This window comes from Litoribacter populi, assembly GCF_007483685.1.
Classification (GTDB): domain Bacteria; phylum Bacteroidota; class Bacteroidia; order Cytophagales; family Cyclobacteriaceae; genus Litoribacter; species Litoribacter populi.
The window spans coordinates 2,741,633-2,761,669 of record NZ_VMKN01000001.1; the positions used below are offsets into that span (position 1 = coordinate 2,741,633).

16 protein-coding genes are annotated in these 20,037 nt (G+C 44.6%); 7 read left to right on the top strand and 9 right to left on the bottom strand.

Features of this window, described 5'->3' with window-relative positions; all coding sequences use genetic code 11:
* Positions 1–278: 278 nt before the first annotated feature.
* Both FPL27_RS11845 and FPL27_RS11850 read right to left on the bottom strand, forming a co-directional pair.
* On the bottom strand, positions 279–2,966 hold the full coding sequence (locus tag FPL27_RS11845; RefSeq protein ID WP_143961292.1) for a carboxypeptidase regulatory-like domain-containing protein: 2,688 nt from the start codon (positions 2,964–2,966) through the stop codon (positions 279–281).
* A gap of 58 nt (positions 2,967–3,024) precedes the next feature.
* Entirely contained in the window at positions 3,025–3,858 is an 834-nt protein-coding gene (locus tag FPL27_RS11850) for a GLPGLI family protein (RefSeq protein ID WP_185974362.1), read from the bottom strand.
* 1,517 nt (positions 3,859–5,375) lie between these two features.
* On the opposite strand from FPL27_RS11850, the gene FPL27_RS11855 reads away from it, so the two are divergent.
* Entirely contained in the window at positions 5,376–6,866 is a 1,491-nt protein-coding gene (locus FPL27_RS11855; RefSeq protein ID WP_143961294.1) for a sensor histidine kinase, read from the top strand.
* Positions 6,863–7,546 (top strand): response regulator transcription factor, encoded by a 684-nt coding sequence (locus FPL27_RS11860; protein ID WP_143961295.1) that lies wholly within the window; start codon positions 6,863–6,865, stop codon positions 7,544–7,546. The genes FPL27_RS11855 and FPL27_RS11860 overlap by 4 nt, the downstream gene beginning before the upstream one ends.
* Before the next feature lie 795 nt (positions 7,547–8,341).
* Here the strand turns inward: FPL27_RS11860 and FPL27_RS11870 are convergent.
* On the bottom strand, positions 8,342–9,247 hold the full coding sequence (locus FPL27_RS11870) for a hypothetical protein (protein ID WP_143961296.1): 906 nt from the start codon (positions 9,245–9,247) through the stop codon (positions 8,342–8,344).
* Between the two features lie 914 nt (positions 9,248–10,161).
* Here FPL27_RS11870 and FPL27_RS11875 point away from each other — a divergent pair.
* Positions 10,162–12,813 (top strand): thiopeptide-type bacteriocin biosynthesis protein, encoded by a 2,652-nt coding sequence (locus tag FPL27_RS11875; RefSeq protein WP_185974363.1) that lies wholly within the window; start codon positions 10,162–10,164, stop codon positions 12,811–12,813.
* Between the two features lie 577 nt (positions 12,814–13,390).
* On the opposite strand, the gene FPL27_RS11880 is transcribed toward FPL27_RS11875, so the two are convergent.
* Entirely contained in the window at positions 13,391–14,140 is a 750-nt protein-coding gene (locus tag FPL27_RS11880) for a LytR/AlgR family response regulator transcription factor (protein ID WP_143961298.1), read from the bottom strand.
* Positions 14,109–15,212, bottom strand: a complete 1,104-nt coding sequence (locus FPL27_RS11885) for a histidine kinase (protein ID WP_143961299.1) — start codon at positions 15,210–15,212, stop codon at positions 14,109–14,111. Before FPL27_RS11885 ends, FPL27_RS11880 begins: the two co-directional genes overlap by 32 nt.
* 30 nt (positions 15,213–15,242) lie before the next feature.
* Between FPL27_RS11885 and FPL27_RS19805 the strand changes: the two genes are divergently transcribed.
* On the top strand, positions 15,243–15,395 hold the full coding sequence (locus FPL27_RS19805; RefSeq protein WP_185974364.1) for a hypothetical protein: 153 nt from the start codon (positions 15,243–15,245) through the stop codon (positions 15,393–15,395).
* Between the two features lie 146 nt (positions 15,396–15,541).
* Here the strand turns inward: FPL27_RS19805 and FPL27_RS11890 are convergent, their stop codons facing one another.
* Together FPL27_RS11890 and FPL27_RS11895 are read right to left on the bottom strand one after the other, a co-directional pair.
* The gene (locus FPL27_RS11890; RefSeq protein ID WP_143961300.1) at positions 15,542–15,733 is read right to left on the bottom strand and encodes a hypothetical protein; all 192 of its coding nucleotides are present in this window, start codon (positions 15,731–15,733) and stop codon (positions 15,542–15,544) included.
* A gap of 153 nt (positions 15,734–15,886) precedes the next feature.
* Positions 15,887–16,135 (bottom strand): hypothetical protein, encoded by a 249-nt coding sequence (locus tag FPL27_RS11895; RefSeq protein WP_143961301.1) that lies wholly within the window; start codon positions 16,133–16,135, stop codon positions 15,887–15,889.
* A 236-nt stretch (positions 16,136–16,371) separates the two neighbouring features.
* Here FPL27_RS11895 and FPL27_RS11900 point away from each other — a divergent pair, with 236 nt between their 5' ends.
* Entirely contained in the window at positions 16,372–16,632 is a 261-nt protein-coding gene (locus FPL27_RS11900; RefSeq protein ID WP_143961302.1) for a hypothetical protein, read from the top strand.
* Here the strand turns inward: FPL27_RS11900 and FPL27_RS11905 are convergent.
* Together FPL27_RS11905 and FPL27_RS11910 are read right to left on the bottom strand one after the other, a co-directional pair.
* Complete coding sequence (locus FPL27_RS11905) at positions 16,629–17,081, bottom strand: DUF5675 family protein (RefSeq protein ID WP_235893426.1); 453 nt, start codon at positions 17,079–17,081, stop codon at positions 16,629–16,631. The genes FPL27_RS11900 and FPL27_RS11905 overlap by 4 nt on opposite strands.
* Complete coding sequence (locus FPL27_RS11910; protein WP_143961303.1) at positions 17,081–17,824, bottom strand: hypothetical protein; 744 nt, start codon at positions 17,822–17,824, stop codon at positions 17,081–17,083. Before FPL27_RS11910 ends, FPL27_RS11905 begins: the two co-directional genes overlap by 1 nt.
* 861 nt (positions 17,825–18,685) lie before the next feature.
* On the opposite strand from FPL27_RS11910, the gene FPL27_RS11915 reads away from it, so the two are divergent.
* Together FPL27_RS11915 and FPL27_RS11920 are read left to right on the top strand one after the other, a co-directional pair.
* On the top strand, positions 18,686–19,189 hold the full coding sequence (locus tag FPL27_RS11915) for a MauE/DoxX family redox-associated membrane protein (RefSeq protein ID WP_143961304.1): 504 nt from the start codon (positions 18,686–18,688) through the stop codon (positions 19,187–19,189).
* A gap of 578 nt (positions 19,190–19,767) precedes the next feature.
* On the top strand, positions 19,768–20,010 hold the full coding sequence (locus FPL27_RS11920; protein WP_143961305.1) for a DUF6520 family protein: 243 nt from the start codon (positions 19,768–19,770) through the stop codon (positions 20,008–20,010).
* The last annotated feature ends 27 nt before the right edge of the window (positions 20,011–20,037 follow it).

The following is a 20,037-nucleotide window of genomic DNA, read 5'->3' on the forward strand; positions in this document are numbered from 1 at the left end:
TAACTTTCTAAATTTCACTCTAATTGGCACCATATAGCTGCCCGTACTAATGATAATGAAAACTAGGCTCTTCTTATTCTGATGTCTCTGAATTCGCACGAATAGTTCACATTACTGATATCCCCTTGTGCGAATGTCTCCGACTTCGCACCTTTAATTATACTTAGTTAGTAAGGTCCTAGGTATGAGCTTCGCTGCGGTCGAGAAGCGGAAACTTTTGCCCTTCGGCTTCCCTACGACTTCGCTCAGGGACCGGCAAGCTCGCAGATGTGCATGGATTATAAATCATACTTCACCGTCACCAGCATATACCTTTTCTGCACAAAATATTCAAACGTACTGATCATGCTCTCGTTAAAGCTGTCCCGCTGAATGCTGCGGGTATTGAGGGCATTGAACAGGGAAGTTTTAAATTCCCAAGGGCTTCCGCTTTTCTGGTAGGCCAGATAAACATTCAGAAAATCAAAAGTACTATCGGTCATGGTGGCTTTGTTGCGGTAGCGGTTGTACTCATAATCAGCACTGAGCATCAGGCTTTTTAGAATTGAATAATGGATCTTGACAAATGGCCGCTCATTGACAAAACTGTTCTGCACCTGATCACTTCGATAGGAATTATAAGTCAAAGCATACCCGGCTTCCAGATCAAACTTCGTTAAAAGGGTGGTCAAAAATGTCGCAGTATAGTTATGGGTAAAGGACCTGTTTTGGTTGGCTACTTCATTGACAAAGTTGTGCGTGGAAAGGGCGGTCATGTTTGCCGAACCCCTTATTCTGAATTTATCAAACCTTTTGTCTCCCTGCAGCATACCTGTGAAGGATTCGTTGATGGGCTCCACGTTCACCACACTGTTGATCCTGTCGAGACCGATAAAGTCCACCGTGGGGGCAATGTCGTTGAGCCTACGCTGATAATTGAGGTTCCCGAAAACAGTGTAGGCGCTGAACATATTGTGATGGGTATAATTCAGCTGGTACTGTTGATACAATCCATTTTCAAGTCCACGGTTTCCAGCAAAGAGCGCATTGTAATCCCGGATGACAATGCCTTCAGCCACCTGTTGCACATCCATGAAGTTGGCTTCAGTCTTGAAGTTGAAGGTTAGACTTTGGGTATTGCGAAACTGGTATTTAGCATAAAGGTTAGGCAAAAGCATTACACGCTCCATCAGGTTGTCAGAACCCAACTGCTGCTCTGACAACCGAAAATAATGGAGGTTGGCTCCTGGACTAAATATGAGTTTTTTGAACCTGCTCTTCCATGAAATACCAGCAAAATAATCCTGAAAATCGAATCCTACCGCATTCAGTAATGCATCCTGATCAAATTTCACCACCTCATTGGGTGCCAAGACCTGTTCTATCCGAGAATCCATACTTTGACCCGTCCATTGATTTCCCAGAGAAAAATTAAGGTGGTTTTTTGGATTAAGGATATGGTAATAATTGAATAAAGTTTCTTGTCGTCGAGTAAAAATTTCCTTGAATTGAAAAAGCTGGAAAAGCTCATGATCAATCACCGGAATGATCCCATTAAACGGGCTTTGGGTGGTCAGCAAATCCACCAAAGGGTCTTGCATCTTTACCTGAAATCCTGACTCGAAGCTGAAAACATGCTTTTCTTGCGGGGTATAGAAGGCCTGCAACTGCTGCTCCAAAGAATATGGCAGTTGTCGAAGTCCGTTTTGGATGCTGTTTTCAAAATCCGCAAACCTTGATTGCTGCAGGTTTTGGTTGTTGATTTGGGCCAACTTCCCAAAAGCACTGTATTTGACATGTGTTTCAGCTCTTGGGGTATAAGTGGCAGAATACTTAAAAAGCCCCGATTGTTGGCCCACATTATTGCTAGAAGTCAATATTTCCTGGTTGTTTTCCTCTGTCCTTAGGTAAGTCCGTTGAGAAATGCTTGCCAACCGGTTATTGGTATGGGAACCAATGACAAAACCGGAATGCATCCACTTCTGGTCCGGACGGTAGTTGAAATTCAAGGCCCCAAGTTTGGTCTGCAGATCCACAGCATTGTTTCTTTGCGCCATTGGGATGCCAATATCATCAGAAGTCAGGGAAACGGTGCCGCCGGACCTGGAAGCCAAACCCGACAGTCCACCGCTAAACCTAAAATAATCCTGCATGGTAAAGGCCAGTTCGCCTACGTTATTGGCATCGGCTATCAGGTTCAAACTCAGTTTGGGGGAGTAGTAAAATGCATTCACATGCCCCAGATAGCGATGTTCGGGTCCACCACCTGCTGTCAGGTCCCCAAACACCATATTTTTCTTACCCTCTTTCAACTCTATGTTTAGGGCAAGGTTATCATCATTGTCCAACCCCCTCATCGGTGCCACCTCGTTGAAGTTTTTTAGCACCTGTACCCTATCTACGGCGTTGGCGGGGATATTTTTGGTACCCATTTTAGTATCACCATCAAAGAAATCCTTGCCGTCCACCATTAGCTTGTTCACTTTCTGACCCTGCACTTTCACCTCCCCATTTTCATCCACTTCGAATCCGGGTAGCTTTTCCAGCACATCCTTTAGCTTTCTTTCCCGGCCATTTACGAATGCATCTGCCTTATAGATCAAAGTGTCTCCCCGCATGGTGACCGGCATCTCATACACCACTTCTGCAGCATCCAGCTCCAGGGCTGTTGCTTCCAAATGAACAATCAAAGGATCCTTGGCATTTTCCAAAGCCTGGATTTCTCTTTCATAGGGAGCAAATCCCAAATAGGAAACCCGTAGCAAATAACTTTCTCCCTGCTTGAGGTTCAGCTTAAACTTCCCCTCCCCACTGCTGACACCAAAGGAAGCAATGGTCTGATTCTCCGGATTCAGCGCCACCACATTAGCAAAAGCCACCGGACTCTCCACGCTGTCCCGCACCTCACCGTAAAAAGATACCTGCTGGGCTGAGGCTTTTAAAGAAATGGCGAAAAGTAGCCAGATAATTAGGTAAAATTTCTTCATATCAACTTTAAGTGAATTAGTGGTTTTTCCTTTCGTACTTCGTACTTCGTCCTTCCCTCTACCCCCCTATCCTAATCTGCATCCTCTCCCCGTCCTGACCGCCACGGTACTTGTTCATCATCTCTTGCATCCTCTCTTGCTGAAGGGCCTGAAAGTCCTCTCTGTTGATTACTTTGCCCTTTTTAGGTCTTTCTATCTTGACGTCATCTTTGGGATTGAGCACGATCTTGCTACAGATCATGGTGCGGTTGCCAGTGCTCAATTCCATGATCAACCCTGGCAAACCCCAATAATTTTCAGGACCATGGCTTACGGGGATTTCTGGGGTATACCAGGCTTCCACTTTAATGGTATCTTGACTTACTTCCATCTCCTTCATGCCGGGGGAAAACTGTCGGGAATCTGCTACCCGCTGATAAACCGCCTTTTGACAGTTATAGTGACCGATCTGTTTGGTTTCATCGGTAAGTTGCCACTCATATTGCGGCAGCTCGTCCTTGACAAGAAAAAGTTTACCCATAAGCTCAGTGCCCTGCTCCACCTTGCCCTCCTGGGTGTTTTTATAAAGCAGCGCATTGCCGCTGCCATCCATGATCATAATCTTTGCTCCTCCCGCCTCAGCTGTTGCCGGACCACCACCTAGAGATTCCACTTCTTTCCAGGAAGAGCTGACATTGTCAAAAGTGAGGGTAAATTCCTTCTGCATCTGTTTTTGCAGCTGGGCCTGCATCTGAGCTATGGTTTCTGGGTTCATCCGGCTGCTGTCCATTTGAAGTTTGACAGTTGAAGAGGTCTTATAAGTGGCCACCCCTTTGATCTGCTGTCCAAAAGCCGGGGCGATTACCAAACCCATTAAAAATAGTGCGCTGAGAAATGTATAGATTGTTTTCATCTGGATTGAATTTATTGTTTCACAAATCAAATCCATTCCCAGAAAATAAAGCGTTAAGCAGTGTTAACGAGTGTTAAGGGAGTAGTAGGTACTAAGTACGAAATACGAAGGCCCACACTCATCCCTACCCCCCTAACCCTCCCGCAGCGCGCCAGCGCCGGGACATTAACCTCTAAACAACCTTCCTACAACTCTTAGCGCCCTTCTTTTCCTTGGTGCCCATTGTGCCCAATTTCCCATCTCATTTAAACTTTGTGCGACTTCATTAAAAACTTCCTCGACTTAGTGACCCTTTTAATTCTTAACTCCCACCCCTTGTTGCCCTCCTTTTCCTTGGTGCCCATTGTGCCCATATTCGATCTCCTTTAAACTTTGTGCGACTACATTTGAAACTTCCTCGACTTAGTGACCCTTTTAATTCTTAACTCCCACCCCTTGGTGCCCTTCTTTTCCTTGGTGCCCATTGTGCCCATTTTCCTTCTCCCTTAAACTTTGTGCGACTTCATTAAAAACTTCCTCGACTTAGTGACCCTTTTAATTCTTAATTCTCACCCCTTGGTGCCCTCTTTTTCCTTGGTGCCCATTGTGCCCATATTCGATCTCATTTAAACTTTGCGCGACTTCATTTAAAACTTCCTCGACTTAGTGACCTTTTAATTCTTAATCCTCACCCCTTGGTGCCCTCCTTTTCCTTGGTGCCCATCTGTTCCCATATTCGATCTCCTTTTAACTTAGTGCGACTTCATTTAAAACTTCCTCGAATTAGTGACCTTTTCAATTCTAATTCTCACCCCTTGGTGCCCTTCTTTTCCTTGGTGCCCATTGTGCCCATTTCCCATCTCCTTTTAACTTAGTGCGACTTCATTTGAAACTTCCTCGAATTAGTGACCTTTTCAATTCTAATTCTCACCCCTTGGTGCCCTTCTTTTCCTTGGTGCCCATTGTGCCCATTTCCCATCTCATTTAAATTTAGTGCGACTTCATTTAAAACTTCCTCGACTTAGTGACCTATTTAATTCTTAATTCTCACCCCTTGGTGCCCTTCTTTTCCTTGGTGCCCATCATGCCCATATTCGACCTCCTTAAAACTTTGCCCGACTTCATTTGAAACTTCTTCGACTTAGTGACCCTTTTAATTCTTAATCCTCACCCCTTGGTGCCCTCCTTTTCCTTGGTGCCCATTGTGCCCATATTCGATCTCCTTTAAACTTTACGCGACTTCATTTGAAACTTCCTCGACTTAGTGACCTTTTCAATTCTTAATTCTCACCCCTTGGTGCCCTTCTTTTCCTTGGTGCCCATTGTGCCCATTTCCCATCTCCTTTAAACTTAGTGCGACTTCATTTAAAACTTCCTCGACTTAGTGACCTTTTCAATTCTAATTCTCACCCCTTGGTGCCCATTGTGCCCATATTCGACCTCCTTTAAACTTTGCCCGACTTTGTGGCCAATCAGTGCCCTGTGTTAACGAGTGTTAACCATTGATTTTAAAAAATTTAAGATGGTATATTTGGATCATGAATAGGCAAAGTTTCAGCCAAACGGGCTTTTGGATCGTACTTACCCTGATGCTGACCATCGGCATTCAGGTGTACCGCAATTACCAAAATTACCAACTCAACCAAAAGCAGTTACAAAGCGACATACAACTATGTCTGGACAATAGCGTGGAAGCCTATTATGCAGAGCTGGCCAAATCTGACATCGTCACTTTTACCCAGACCGAACTCGATACTGGCAAAATATTTTTCAGTTCCATTAGGACCAGACCGGACAGCGGAAAAATGATTATAAAAAGCACAGAGACAGCCCAGGTGACCAGGTTTACCAACTCCAATGGCCTGCCTCCTTTTGACTATTTAGGCGACAGCATTTTCGGAATCAAGGCCCTTTTTCTTGATAGTCTCGATCTTCCGGCACATCACATCAATACCATAAAAGTCACAAAAGGCCCCGGGGATATGCAGAGTCAGGAAATCAAGGAACTGACTAACCGCATCATCATCTCCCTGAGCCGGGACACTCTCGATTTTGGCAAGCTCAACGGCTACCTGCAGGAGGAACTAGACAGACAGAAAATCAGCATTGACTATGCTCTTTTGCACTACAACAGGGAAAAGATATCCGGTGGGTTCAACCGGGAGCAACTGGAAACCCTACCTAAGCATACCCTTTCCAAATCCACCTTACTCCCCAAGTTCCAGCGACTGGAAATGCATTTTGAAAACTCGGCCCTTCAGGTGCTACAGAGAGGAATGGCCGACCTGTTGATCTCCCTACTTTTCCTTGGAGTAGTCGCAGGCTCTTTTGGCTATCTGTACCGTACTATTCGCTCTCAAAAGGAACTGGCTGCCATTAAAAATGACCTGATCAACAACATAACCCATGAGTTTAAAACCCCAATCGCCACAGTCACTTCCGCACTGGAGGGAATAGAACACTTCAACCGGGAAAACAACCCCGAAAAGACCAAGCGTTACCTGGACATCTCCAACCAGCAGTTGCTCAAGCTCAACATTATGGTGGAGAAACTCCTTGAAACGGCCACTATGGACAGCGAACATCTGATGCTTCAAAAGGAAACCCTTGACCTGAAACAGCTGCTTAGCAACCTGGTAGAAAAATACAAATCCTCAACCGACAAGGCTTTCATCCTGGACCTGCCCGAAGGACAAAAAGAAATGTACGCTGATCCTTTCCATTTGGAAAATGCCATTTCAAACCTGATCGATAATGCCATCAAATACGGAGGGGACAAAATTCTGGTCAGCGCTTTTGTCAACGGGTCCACCCAAATAAGTATCAGTGACAATGGTGGCAACATCCCAGTTGACCAAAAAGATAAGGTTTTCGAGCAGTTTTATCGCATCCCCAAAGGCAACCTGCACGATGTCAAGGGGTTTGGTATTGGCCTATATTATACCAAGAAAATCGTTGAAAAGCATGGAGGAAACATTCATCTTGACCTTTCGGGCGACAGTACCACCTTCAAAATCCACCTTCCATGAACGAGCCTATCAAAGTATTATTGGCGGAGGACGAAACCGCCCTGGGTATCATTATCAAGGAAAGCCTGGAAAGTCGGAATTTCGCAGTTGACCTCTATCACGATGGTGAAGAGGTGATGAAAGCCTATCGGGCGGAAGTCCCCGATGTGCTAGTTCTGGATGTTATGATGCCCAAAAAGGATGGTTTTACCTTGGCACGGGACATCAGAAAGGAAAACCCTAACGTCCCGATCATCTTCCTGACCGCAAAGTCCCGGACAGAGGATGTAGTAGAAGGCTTTGGCCATGGGGCAAACGATTACCTCAAAAAGCCCTTTAGCATGGAAGAGCTAATCGTCCGCATCAAAGCTTTGGTCAAGCGCCCACAACAAAAACCCCCAATCGAAGAATGGCTGGAGATCGGCACTTTTAAATTTCACCTAACTAAGCAACTCCTAAAACACGGCACCGAGGAACATCCCCTCACCTACCGGGAAGCCCAGTTGCTTCATGCCCTCTTCCTCAACAAAAACGAGCTCACCGACCGATCCCTAATCCTAAACAAGCTCTGGGGCAGCGACGACTTCTTCAACGCCCGCAGCATGGACGTATTCATTACCAAGCTCCGCAAAAAACTCCAAAAGGATTCCAATATCCAGATTCTAAATATCAGGGGGTATGGGTATAAGTTGGTGTGTTAAACCCTCCCAATTCTAACAGAAACATTAAAATCCTTACATAATACTACCAATTATTTTTTCCGGCTCCCGGCTCTTCGGAATTTGCAATTCCGATATTTGGCAGACCACCATTTTCGGTGGTCCCGATAAGCCCAGCGGTCGGGATAAAGGGGATTTGCAATCCCCAGAGTATAATTAACTCAAACCAGGATTACAAATCCCCCTATCAGAGATCTAAATTGCAAATCTCAACCAGCCTAAGTCTCTCAGCGGGCCATTGTACCAATTTTTGCCTTTCGGATTTTTGATTTTTAAATGCCCAGTGCCCAGCGCACCGTTGTGCGAATGTCTCCGACTTCGCACCCTTCTTTTTCTCAGTTAGTAAGCCTTAAGTTAGAAATCCCTAGAACAATGACAACCCTGACAACAGCTCGTTTTTGCCGAACTTGCCCGCCGAGCCGGGGCAAAAACGGCGTGACAACCATGACAACCACGCCCCCCCAAATCACTTTCTTATATGATCGAACTCTTTGCCACCAAGGAAGGAAACCCTCCCTGGCATGTGCATCAAAGGGAGGACAAGGGTATATTATTGAAAAGGAATTTACTGTTATTGTAGGCCCATTCAGAGCATAATCAATCCACCTGCTCCTTCAAGCCAGACAGGCCAGCATTAGACAGTAAGGAGAATAACTCAAAACTGAGTTTATCAATGTTTTCCTTTTTTGGACTGAGTCCAGAAACATTGGAAAGGATTATCACTGATATTTCTTTTTCGGGATTGAATACCATGAAGGATGAGTATCCACCCGTAATTCATTTATAAAGGTCATTTAGGTAATTTTTCTTACCATCGACCCTCTGAAACATAAACCTAAATGGAATTTCCTCATTTAAAGTACCTTCTAAGGAATTTGTACTTATTAATCCTTTGGCTGTTTGAATTCCCGAACCAGCAGGATCTTTGTAACTGAATTTTAAAGTATCCCTATCCACATAATAATAACCGAAATACAGCTCTTCATTCACAGATAATACTACTTGATTATTGTGCTCAAAAAACATCATAGGCTGACTTCCTAGTTTTCCTTTTGATAAGGGAATATCATCCTCATTAAGATGCAGGCTCCTGATTTCATAGGTTCCAACAATATCTTTATAAACAGTAGACTTAAGAGTATAGGCAAAAATGGAATAAGAAACTGAAAGGACTAAAATGAAAAGAAAAGGCAGGTAAACTTTATAGCTACTCAATTTTTCAATTGGTTTTGAACGGTGAAACTTCCCTCCCAGCTCTATAAAGAAGTGGTACAGATCCTTGGAATAAGCGGATAGCAAGATGAGTGTAATGGCGAAATCCAGCAGGACATGCTGAATAGCAAAAACAATATCAAATTCAATATTGAGTATAATTATATTGGAACAAACCCCCGCGGAAATCAATAAAGCTATAAGCCTAGTCCTCTTAAAAACAACAAGTGCCCCAATCATGAATTCTGCTAGCCCAATAAAAATATTATAATTATATGACCTCCCAAAAAACGACCACATATGAAGGGACTTTGAAATCTCCACCAAAGGAAGATATGATTCCCAATGTAGTATTCTAAACTGCATAAAAAAGAACTTTGGGATTGCAAAGCAAATCATTTTCGCAGATAAGTAGTAGATCATCAAGTATTTGACCACCAATACAACTTTTCTAAAATTTATATTTTTCATTTGGACATAGGGATATCGGGAATGATAATCTAATAAAAAATTACACCTAAGATCATTATTTGTAAAAATTATGTTTACAATTATATTCTTAATCTTTAATATATTATTCTGATACTGTAATAATAGAGATTAATTATTATTTATCAAACCCGACTTAATCACCAAAAAGTTAATTCTTCTAAATTATGGAAGCTTACAATAGCAACTGTTGTCGTATGTCGTTGTGCGAATGTCTTCAGACTTCGCACCCTGGGTAAGGAGTCTCCTGACTCGGGTATCGGATAATATACCACCGCAAAGAGTTGAAGAAGCGCCAAGGAGATTGATGAGAAGTAGTAAGTGATAAGTAAAAGGTCGGTTGTTCCTAAGAAGAAGTTTTTCTCGCCGCTTCGCGATTTTTAAACCCCTAAACCAGGCCGCAGGCCGTATAACCTCCTAAACCACGCAGTTTAGAAGTTTATTTCCCGATATCCGCTTCGCTGATCGGGAGGTTTAGGAGGTTAGAGCAAACTACGCCATCCCCACCCTGCGGCTTCACTCAGGAATTTATATGGTGCGCCCCTCTGGGACTTATGATGTGGTAGGTGCTTGCTACCCGCCGGTTGTCACCGGCGGTTATTATATCGGTCGCTCCTAACAGAGCTGTAGGGAACGCCCCGCCCTTTGCGCTTTCCCTTTGCGCCCTTCGCCTGCCCTTCGGGAGGTGGGCGTGAAACTGCCGCGTGAACCCCACGCCTCATCCTCCTCGCCGCTTCGCGGTTTCTAACCCCCTAAACCAGCCCGCAGGGCGAATAAACCATAACCCCCCACTCCATTCACCCCCCAAAACCCGTAGTTCACAGATTCCAACGGTTGCCCAATTGATACATTAGGTTTTATACATTACAATTGCTCCCAACTTAACCTACATGACTATGAACTTTATTTACAGAACACCAATGCTCAACTTTGATATTTTTGATACCAAGGAAGTGGGGTACAATTATCAGTACATTTTGGAAGCCATTAAAATATCCTCTCCCCACCTGTATGAGCAGATTAAGGATACACCCTACTCGCACCTCGATTACAATCAACAAATCGCCGTGTTGAAATACCTCATTAGGGGTAAATACCGCGCCACTCCCTTCGGACTTTGGGCAGGGGTCGGCCTGGGGTTTTTCAGTGATTTGCCTAGTCCTACCAAATACAAGCTTACCTTTCAAACCTTTGACCTCAAAGCCCAACATGTAAAGGGGAAATACCACTTGCCGGCCCAGACCTATCGGCAAACCGATCAGTTCACTTTTTGGAAAATGGATGAAGATAAGAACTGGAACCAAGTCACACTCGAGTCCAATGCCATTTTGGAAAAAATCTATAATCACTTTCACAGTAAGCCCGACCTCTCCTTTCCGAAGTTCAAAAGCTGGTTTTTGAATGTGGAAGATGGAGAGATCCGACAAATATGGGGAGAGATCATCAATTGCGGATTTCTAACAAACCAGTATCCGCCCAAACTTTCAAAAATCAACTCCGTCGTGTTAAATGACCCAAGGAGCGAATTCCCCAACGACTCACAGGACTACCCCATCCACATAACCAGCAGTAAGGAACCCTTTCAGCTGGAAAAAACGCATTACCGCAAACTTGAAAAGTTGAACAAGGAAATCGGAAACCTACTGCATACCCAGGCTTCTGATTTTATTCGGGAACTGAAAAGCATTTTCATTGAAGAGCATGACGATAGGTTTGTACCCCTCCACCAGCTATTAAATCCCGGCAGCGCCACAGCCCGCTTTTTCAAAAATCAGGTTTGGCTGTTTTCCAGGGAAAACACACCTCCCAACCCTATCAATTCCGCTATCCTGGCACACTCAGGGAGAAAAACCATGAACCTCAAGACACTGGTGAAATCCCGAAAGGTATTGGAACAGCCCGCCACTTCCTACTTGTGTCGGATCACCGAAAGGGGCCTATTGATAGACCATGTGGTGACCAACCGACCGGCTGCCACTTGGGCAAAAATATCTTTGGCTGTACCAAAGGCCTCTTTTCATGAAGATATCCAGCACTTCCTGGATTCCTCTACCAATGTGCTCCATGCGGATTTTGAAATATGGGAAAGCGATCAGTCAAACCACATTGCCTGCCATAAAAATCTCTTACAACATACGATCAGGATCTTTACCCCATCAAAATCCTCTTATGATATCGATTACAAATCCCTTTACCTTGGCTTAGTTAATGACAGATTTGTAATCTACTCGTCACATACCCAACAGGTGATCCTGCCTTCGATCCAACATGCGTTAAACCCACAATACATTACTCACCCCATAAGCAGGCTGCTATATGAAGTTGCCTCTCAAGGCTCCCTATATCCCGTATACGAAGATCTTATGCCTATTTCAGGAGCACCGGCTATCCCTCGGTTAACCTGGGGTGAGGTGATACTCAAGCCTGCCGCATGGTATGTAAGGACTGATGAGGGGGAATCCTGGACCTCCAAACGCTTTTTGGCAAAAACAAAAGAGCTCGAAATTCCCAGATACTGCTTGTACGGGGAGGATGATGAAAAAATGGTAATAGACACCCACAACAGTGAGAGTGTAGAAGTCTTAATGGAACTTATAAATAACAAACCTTCAATTGTGCTGTCGGAATGCTTATGGATCGAAGACAGTCAGTATCCATCTTACCCACAACTATCCCTTTCAATTCAAAACATCGCTTACCAATCTCCTTATAAGCATGTTTTCTTCAATCCCAAAAAGCATGTGGACCGCAGCTGGATCTGCTATCACATTTATGTAGATCCACTGGAAGCGGAATTGTGGCTAACCGAAAAGATTGGCCCCTGGCTGGATCAAAATTTAAAATCCGACGCCATACATCAATGGTATTACCTGATTCATTTTGACAGCGCATTTCACATCCGGCTTCGCATTGGGCCTAACAGTATAGGGAATGATAGGGTCTCTTTTGAAAAGGAACTGTTGCACTTCCTGTCACAAGCTGACTATATCACTAGCTTTAAGAAAGCCACTTATTATCCTGAACTTGCCAAGTATGGCAATCGGGGCATATTTTCATCCGAGGACTTGTTCAAGCTTGAATCCGTCATGGCTGTATATGGCAACGTGAACAGCCAGCTACCATACCTTCCCACACTGCTTCAGCCAGAACTCGAAAAGATCTCATTGATTGCCAATTTAGGTTTGGCCCTCCTGAAGCGGAGCGGGCACTTTAGAGCATGGCAGCAAGAAACTGAAAATGGCCTGATGAAGGACTTGAAAAACTCCCAGAAATCTAAATTCAAAAAAGTATATGAGGAGAGCTTGCGAAGTAAGAAAGTGTGTCACTCAGTCCACGACCAGGGCTTTGTGCAAAAATACATATCCTTCTTCCTGGAGCATCCCCTTCTATATGACAAAAACAACTTTGTACCGCTTTTCAACCACCATTTCCACATGATGATAAATAGATTTTTCCTGTCCCACCACAGCCACATCGAGCCCCTGGTATGGTACACCCTCTATAGAAAAGTGCTGGATTACCGCCACAGCCCCATCCCCACCCTGTGAGGTCAAATAAAAAAACATTTTTTTGACCGCAGAACTTGTCCCGAGGAGCCCAAATAAATATTGGGCGAATCGGAGTCATATCATTAATCTATATCCTGGGTTCCACACTTTTGGTAGGGCCCAGGATTACTGTTATTCAACCCTTACAGGGGTTGAGAAAACAATAATAACCTAAAAAAATGCATACATCTCAGAGCCTAGGAGACTCGCAATTTATCTTGCCTTGTACGTCGCAGTTCGACCCCTTCAGGGTCGGAAAGAATATCTTCTATTGCCCCTCCCCTGGGCTCCACCCAGGGTTACTGTTGTTCAACCCTTACAGGGGTTGATTTATAATGGACCATAGGTCCTCAATGAATCCTGAAGGGATTCAATAATAATAACCCAGGGTGGAGCCTGCAAGGCTAGCCCTGGGCAATAATCCGAAACAAATTCCCCAACCCTGAAAGGGTTGAATAGGTACACGTTATAGAGTTTCTTTAGCGGCCTTGCAGCGAACGCCAGACCAGAGTACCCGAGATGTAAAATTAGAATTTTACTAATTATCAGTGCTATCTGTGAAATCTGTGGTTAAATTTTAAAACACGTATCTCTCCCGGAAGTACTCCAAAAAACCCTCCTTATACGTTCTCCCTATAGGTATCTTATCATAATAGCTCTGCTGGAAATAAACATGCTCCTGATCCACAGACTGGATTTTTCTCAGATTAACCAAATAAGACTTGTGAACCCTTATAAAATGATAATTCCTAAGCTCCTCCTCCAGTTGGTTTAAGCTTTTGTCACTGTAATATTTTTCGTTCTCGACCATAACCTCAGGCCGGTCACCCCCTCCCATTATGAAATCGATTTGGCTCACATTCAGCTTGGTAAATCCCTTGTATTTAAAGTGCCTCACCATAAGAAACTCATCCTGATTGAGCTTGCCACGAGTAGCAATAGTCTCTTTCAGCTGGCGAAGCTCCACCCATTCCTTTGCTTTGTGCAAGGCCTTGGTAAGCCTACCAATTTTGACAGGTTTGGCAACAAAATCGACCACCTCCAGATCAAAAGGATCTTGGGCTTCGAGCTTTTTGCCACTTACCAAGATCACCGGAATATGCATGGCCTGCAATTCGGCGGCAAACGCAAGACCGTCAAGTCCAGCCATCTGCACATCCAATACCATGATATCAGGCGTTGCCTTTTGTATTTGCGACAAGCTTGCTACAGGGTCTGTGCTGGTGAGGCACACCGAAAAATAGGGCAACCTGCCCACCAATGTCTCCAATAATTCCAGGGAGCCGATTTCATCATCAACTATCCCTACCTTCATCTTCTTTTCCATAATATACACTTAAATCCAACACATATAAATCATTTTCTACCCTTTCATCAAGCCTGAAATCCCCCTTAAAATGATACTCCAGAATCTCTTTACACGCCTTCAGCCCAAGGTTAAAGGACCTAAGCTTTTCACCTTGTTTCAACTTATTGGCTATCCGAATTTGCAATACACAGTCACACTCCTCCTCAATATTACAAGCTATGGAGATATTGGCAGGAGCTGAAGAATCACTTAATAAGCCATGCTTAAACACATTTTCAATTAAGGTAGGCAGCACCCTTTTGGGAAAAAACAACTGCTTGCTCAAGTCTTTGTCTACGGTATTTATCAAGTTTATATACAATGTACCCCGCTGGGCATATCTGGCAGTCTTGATGAGTTTCTTGACCTGCTTGATCTCCTGCCACAGATAGGACTGCTGACCCTGTGCCTCCACAGTATACCTAAATATTCCGGCCAGATTGGTCATCTTCTTATACAGTTTTTCCGAAAAAGGAAGCAACTCAGCACCAAATGATTGCAGGGAATTGAAGATGAAGTGCGGGTCCAGCCTGCTGCACAGCAGGTCTATTTCTATCCGCTTCCTTTCCTCTATCATCTCGGCCATGTGATAATCGGCCACAAAGATGATCACCGCCAGGGTGATGCCTCCTGCCCACCCCACCAACTGCTGAAACCTCCAGTATTCGTGGACACAAAGCGCCCAAAAGCCTTCGTCCAAACCCAGGCAAATTTGATCCACCCACACTTTGCTCATGATAAAAAAGGTGTAGAAAATTATAGTACCATACAGTTTCTTTAATGGTGAGCTCCTTACACAGAGCCAAATAAATACGATAAAGCTGATCCCATAGAAAAACACAAACAGGAAGGCAAGATTGAGCAACACATAATCGAAGGGCAGATACTCCTCCCCAAAATATGGGGTACTGAGGTAACTGCTTACGATATAAAACATCCATCCCAAAATATGTAGATACCAAAACTTAACATATAGCAGATACAGCATGTCGTTTACCCGGTGAAACCTGTAGTTGACAGATCTCGAAGAAATTCCATTGATTAAATCCATATACTTGAGGACAATTAAAATTTAAAAATTATGATAACTAATTCACAAGCAAAGCAATTCTCCATTACGAGAAAAGAAGCCAGAAGCTCCACATTGATCAACATGATTGCTGAAATCCCCAACCAAAGGCAAAAAGTAGCCTATAGTCTTTTTACTCCATGCAAACCCAGTATAATCAGGTAACGGATCTAAAACAGTAACCCATGGTTCATCTTAGGATGGTCGTGGACCTTTCCAAACACCGGATATTCCTCCGGTTGGGTTTAGAAACCCAATAGCAAAAAAGTGCAGCCTTGGAGGAAAGCTCTCCACCAGCTGCACTTTTCTTTTTATTTACTCATGTAACCCTGTAGTGAAGCCAGAGACACTCCATGGTATTCGGCATAATCTTCAAAAGTAACCACCTGATGGGGCAACTTCTTGAAAAATTCCTTTATTTTTCTTAACAGGTCATAGGCGTAAGTTCGGCCCTTTCCTGTTATCTCCATGATGTCCTGGGCGTGGATTACTCTACGTCCCATACCCTCCAATCCAATCGATCTTAAAATCCAGATGTTGTGCCGATGATTTTTCCCCGGCGTTTGAATTCATCAATGCAATTAAATCTTTCTTCATATAATAAAGTTAAGGTTAGTACTTACAAATTAAAATTTACGTCTTATATTTCCAAACATTTAGTCAATAATTTTGTTACCGGACAAATTACCGGAATTATCGCCATCCTGCTTGGCAAATTGGGCCAATGCTGATAACACCGTACCTCCTGTAAGGATATACCCACCCACCAGCGAAACAGTGGCTGGCAAACTCACGGGGGCTGCCAATATCGCAGTACCCACTCCCATTAATACCATCCCTATCTTCTGCACCTTTTTAAAAAAGGGAGGTGTAGGGGCATTCCATCTTTGTTGTATTTCGTTCATATCTAGTTTGTTTAAAGTTTCTGATTACGTGGTTGTCATTGTTGTCCGCTGTTCCGATGCTGCGCATCGAAAGGCGCTGTTGTCATGGTTGTCAGATCGAGCATCTTGGCGGGCCATTGTAGCCAATTTTGCCCATTCGGTTTTTTAACCTTCAGTACTAGTGCACAGCGCACAATACTCAGTGCTCAGTGCCCAGCGCACCGTTGTAGGAACGTCTCCGACTTCGCACCCGTTTTATGGACTCTCCGACTTCCCTGCTCCGTACTCATGATTCAGATGGTGTCAGTCGCCCCTCTTTAGTCTTGACGGCGCACCCGCTCAGGGCGGAGCCATTCTTTGATAATGCGCTGTTCCGCTTTCAGGTAGACACACAGGTCCCTGAGCTCCCTTTGCTCCTCCCGCATCTTCCTGAAATCCAAAATCAGCAGATGGAGAAAATAGGCAAGGACAGAAAGGAGGAGGGATATAATCCCCCCTACCATAATGGACAGATTTAATCCATCCATGACAGCTCATACTGCGACAGATTGAGAGCAGCGTCTGGATAGCTCCTTATCTCCAGAATCACCTCCTCTCCCCCGTCTATTGCTGCATAAACCATCTCCTTGAACTTCTCAAAAGCAACCCGGCTTTGGCTCCCCTTTCCCTCCCCGGTGATTTTACTCACCGGCGCCAAGCATCCCCTCAGGTGCTGCAGCGCATCATTGGCAGGATGGATGAGGATCAGCGAGCGGTTGGGCACATCCTTCACCTCGACATGCCAACCCCACTTTTCGCTGTACCGCTTTGTCAATTTATACACCCCTTCAGGAATACAGCTCACATTGGGCCGGTTGCGCCGCCAGGGCAACTCAATAAACTTTCCCAGTTTATAGTCGTCCAACGTCAGCGTACCATTGGTACCGGCCGGCCAATACTCCCTTTCCAGATGAAGTTGCAGCGCCATTAGATTACCTGGATTATTTTGGCGGCATTGTGGGCGCCGTTGTTCAGCGTATAGGTTTTGCCGTTGACCTCCTGGAGAAATTCCACTCCAAGGGCAAAGAACTGGAAGTCCCCGCCTCCCTCACTTTTGGCTACGGTGAGCTCCAAGCCCTCCAGGGCATCAATACTCAGTTTATGTACCGGGCTGATCATGATTTGGGAAGAATTTTCACCATTTTGGAAGTTTACTCCCGTACCCACCAAAAACATCCGGAAATCAGTGGCCCCATTGGGTCTTGACAGATACTTCCTCGGCGAAAACGCGTCGAAGGCTACTTTCAGGTCAGCCCCTTCATCCTCCACATTGAATTTGGCGTAGATGGTAGCCTCAAACATACAGTTGTTGCTAAACTGAAAACCTGTGAAGAGTCCCATCTCCCCGTTTTCAATTCTTCTTTCCCCTCTATCCGATAGCGTGTCGGTTTTCAGTACCTTCAGCGCCTGGCTATATAGCCTATTGTGCGTCCTTAGGTCACGCGCCCTGACGGTAATCTCTCTAAAAGCATCTTTGAGAAGTTTGGCTCCAGAGGCGGCTCTGGCAAATTCTGCCAAATTTTCCCGGGTCCTTTCAAAAGCATCATCGTTCATGATTCGCTCCTTGCTGATACCACCTTTCTGACGGGCGTGGTATCCGTTTTTCCCCTTAAAAAAAGTAACATCCCCGATGGTACCTTCCAGCTTTATAAAACTCGATTGTCTTGCCATTTATTTATGGTTTTATTTGTTTAACATGCCCAAATATTACCCTAAATAATTGACTGTCAAAATGTTGGCGGACTATACGGACTATACGGATTCTTAGGTACAATTAGGACAGAGATAAGTATTAATCGCCAATTATAAGTTTTATTTTTGATGTAAATATGATCGAAAAGTTGGGGGAAGACAGAGGGGTTGGTGGCGATATTTAACTTAAACGGCAGCGACTTAAAGGACGATATTCGACCCCTCCAGGGTCGGAAAAAACCATTATCATAACCTCCCTGGGTCCACCTTTCTGCTGTCGCAGCAAGGCGGACCCTGGGTTACTGTTATTCAACCCTTACAGGGTTGGTAAATTAACGGGATATAGGTGGACTATACGGCTCAAAGCATCCTGAAGGGATTCAACTATAGTAACCCAGGGTGTAGCCCTGGGATCAGGGACCGAAAGTAGGTCTCCAACCCTGAAAGGGTTGAACAGCAGCCGTTCTCAAAAATTAAATAACCATAAAGGAAAGAGATGGTGAGTGCAGAAGAAAGTTTAACCAAAGTATCCCCAGCTTTACCCCAGCTTTACCCCAACTTTAGCCAAGGGTTGGTACAGGTTTGCCAATTCTTTTTGGAAGGGGAAGCGGAGAGATCTGGATACGCAATAAACCGTGAACATTGAAAAGTGAACCGGCGAAGCCGTTAAGCGGCGCAGCCAAGTAAACCATAAGCGGCGAAGCCAAATAAACAGCGAAGCTCCCTTCACCCCCCAAAACCCGTCGTTTGGCGGTTTGGGAAGCATGGAAATTTAATAATCCCTAACTTTCACACAAATTCAATAGCACTCATTATCAGCTATATATATATGCAAAAATTATGAACAGGATTCAAAACTTTCTTCCCTTGGCCGCCTCTCTCCTACTTATCATACTTTTGGGATATACAGGAGTAGCCAAGCTAACTGACTTTGCCAGTTTCCGCTCAGCGATGCAAAACCAGGAGATTCCGTTGGATTGGGCGAGGCAATTGGCTTGGGCAATACCGCTGGTAGAGATGCTTCTTGTGGGATTATTACTTTGGGAGAAAACAAGAATCTGGGGCTTTATAGGATCCTTAGCATTACTCTCAGTATTCAGCACCTATGTAGGTCTGATCTGGATTGGCAGCTTTCCTAGGGTTCCCTGCGGTTGCGCCGGAATCTTCGACTCCATGAGCTGGGGAGCACATTTGGTAGTAAACTTGGCATTCGTAGCCATCAGCGCTGTAGGAATCTACCTCTCCACCACAATGCCTGGTGAAGGTCATCAGGAAAGTGGGGACAGGTTTAAAGGTTTAATTTCCGCTAAAGCGGAGGATGAATGGATTAACGTAAAGCAATGAGTGGGTTTAAGGGTTATTGTCCGCCAAAGCGGACGTTTAAAGTTTAACAACGGAAAGTTATAAACCTTAAACCATAATCGTCCGCACAGCGGACAATAAACATTCCGCTTCTTCTGAAAGTGAGGGTCAGAAGCTCACTATACCAGGCGGGGGTTGAAAGTTCAGGTGTTCAAGGTTCAATTGTTCAGGTGCACGTGATCCTGAACGTTGACCAGCGAAGCCAAGGATTGTTCAGTTGTTCAAGGTTCAGTTGTTCAATGTTCAGCTGTTCAATGGTTCAAATGTTAAATGTCCAGTTGATCAGGTGCACACGATCCTGAACATTGAACGGCGTGGCCATGAACAGCGCAGTTGAACGGTGGAGCCCTGTACAGCGAAGCGGTATCTCCCCGTCACTTCGACCGGAGCGGAGAAGTCTAGACATGTAATTAGTTTTCTCCAATACAGTCGAATTTGGGAGGTATTACCCAAAAAAGCCTCTACTGCTCAGTAGAACAAATCCCACACGATGGGAGCATGCTCACGGAAACTGGGCTGTAGAGGCTGTCATTTATGTATAATTTCTAAACGCATGAATTATGAAAAAGTTAATCAAATCGCTCCCAGCCCTAGGATTGGCGCTGGCAGCAACCATGGCATTTGCTTTTAATATGCCTAGTAATCAGGAAGAATATGCCATCCACCCTGAAAACGGAAACTGGATTCCCCTATCCGGACTTGTGGAAGGCAGGGACTATCAGTGTGATGATGAAGGTGATTGTACCTACGATGCTCCAAACGGCAACGTGATCAAAACCGGCACATTTCTACTGATGGAGTAACCAAAAGGGAGGGGCAAACGCCCCTCC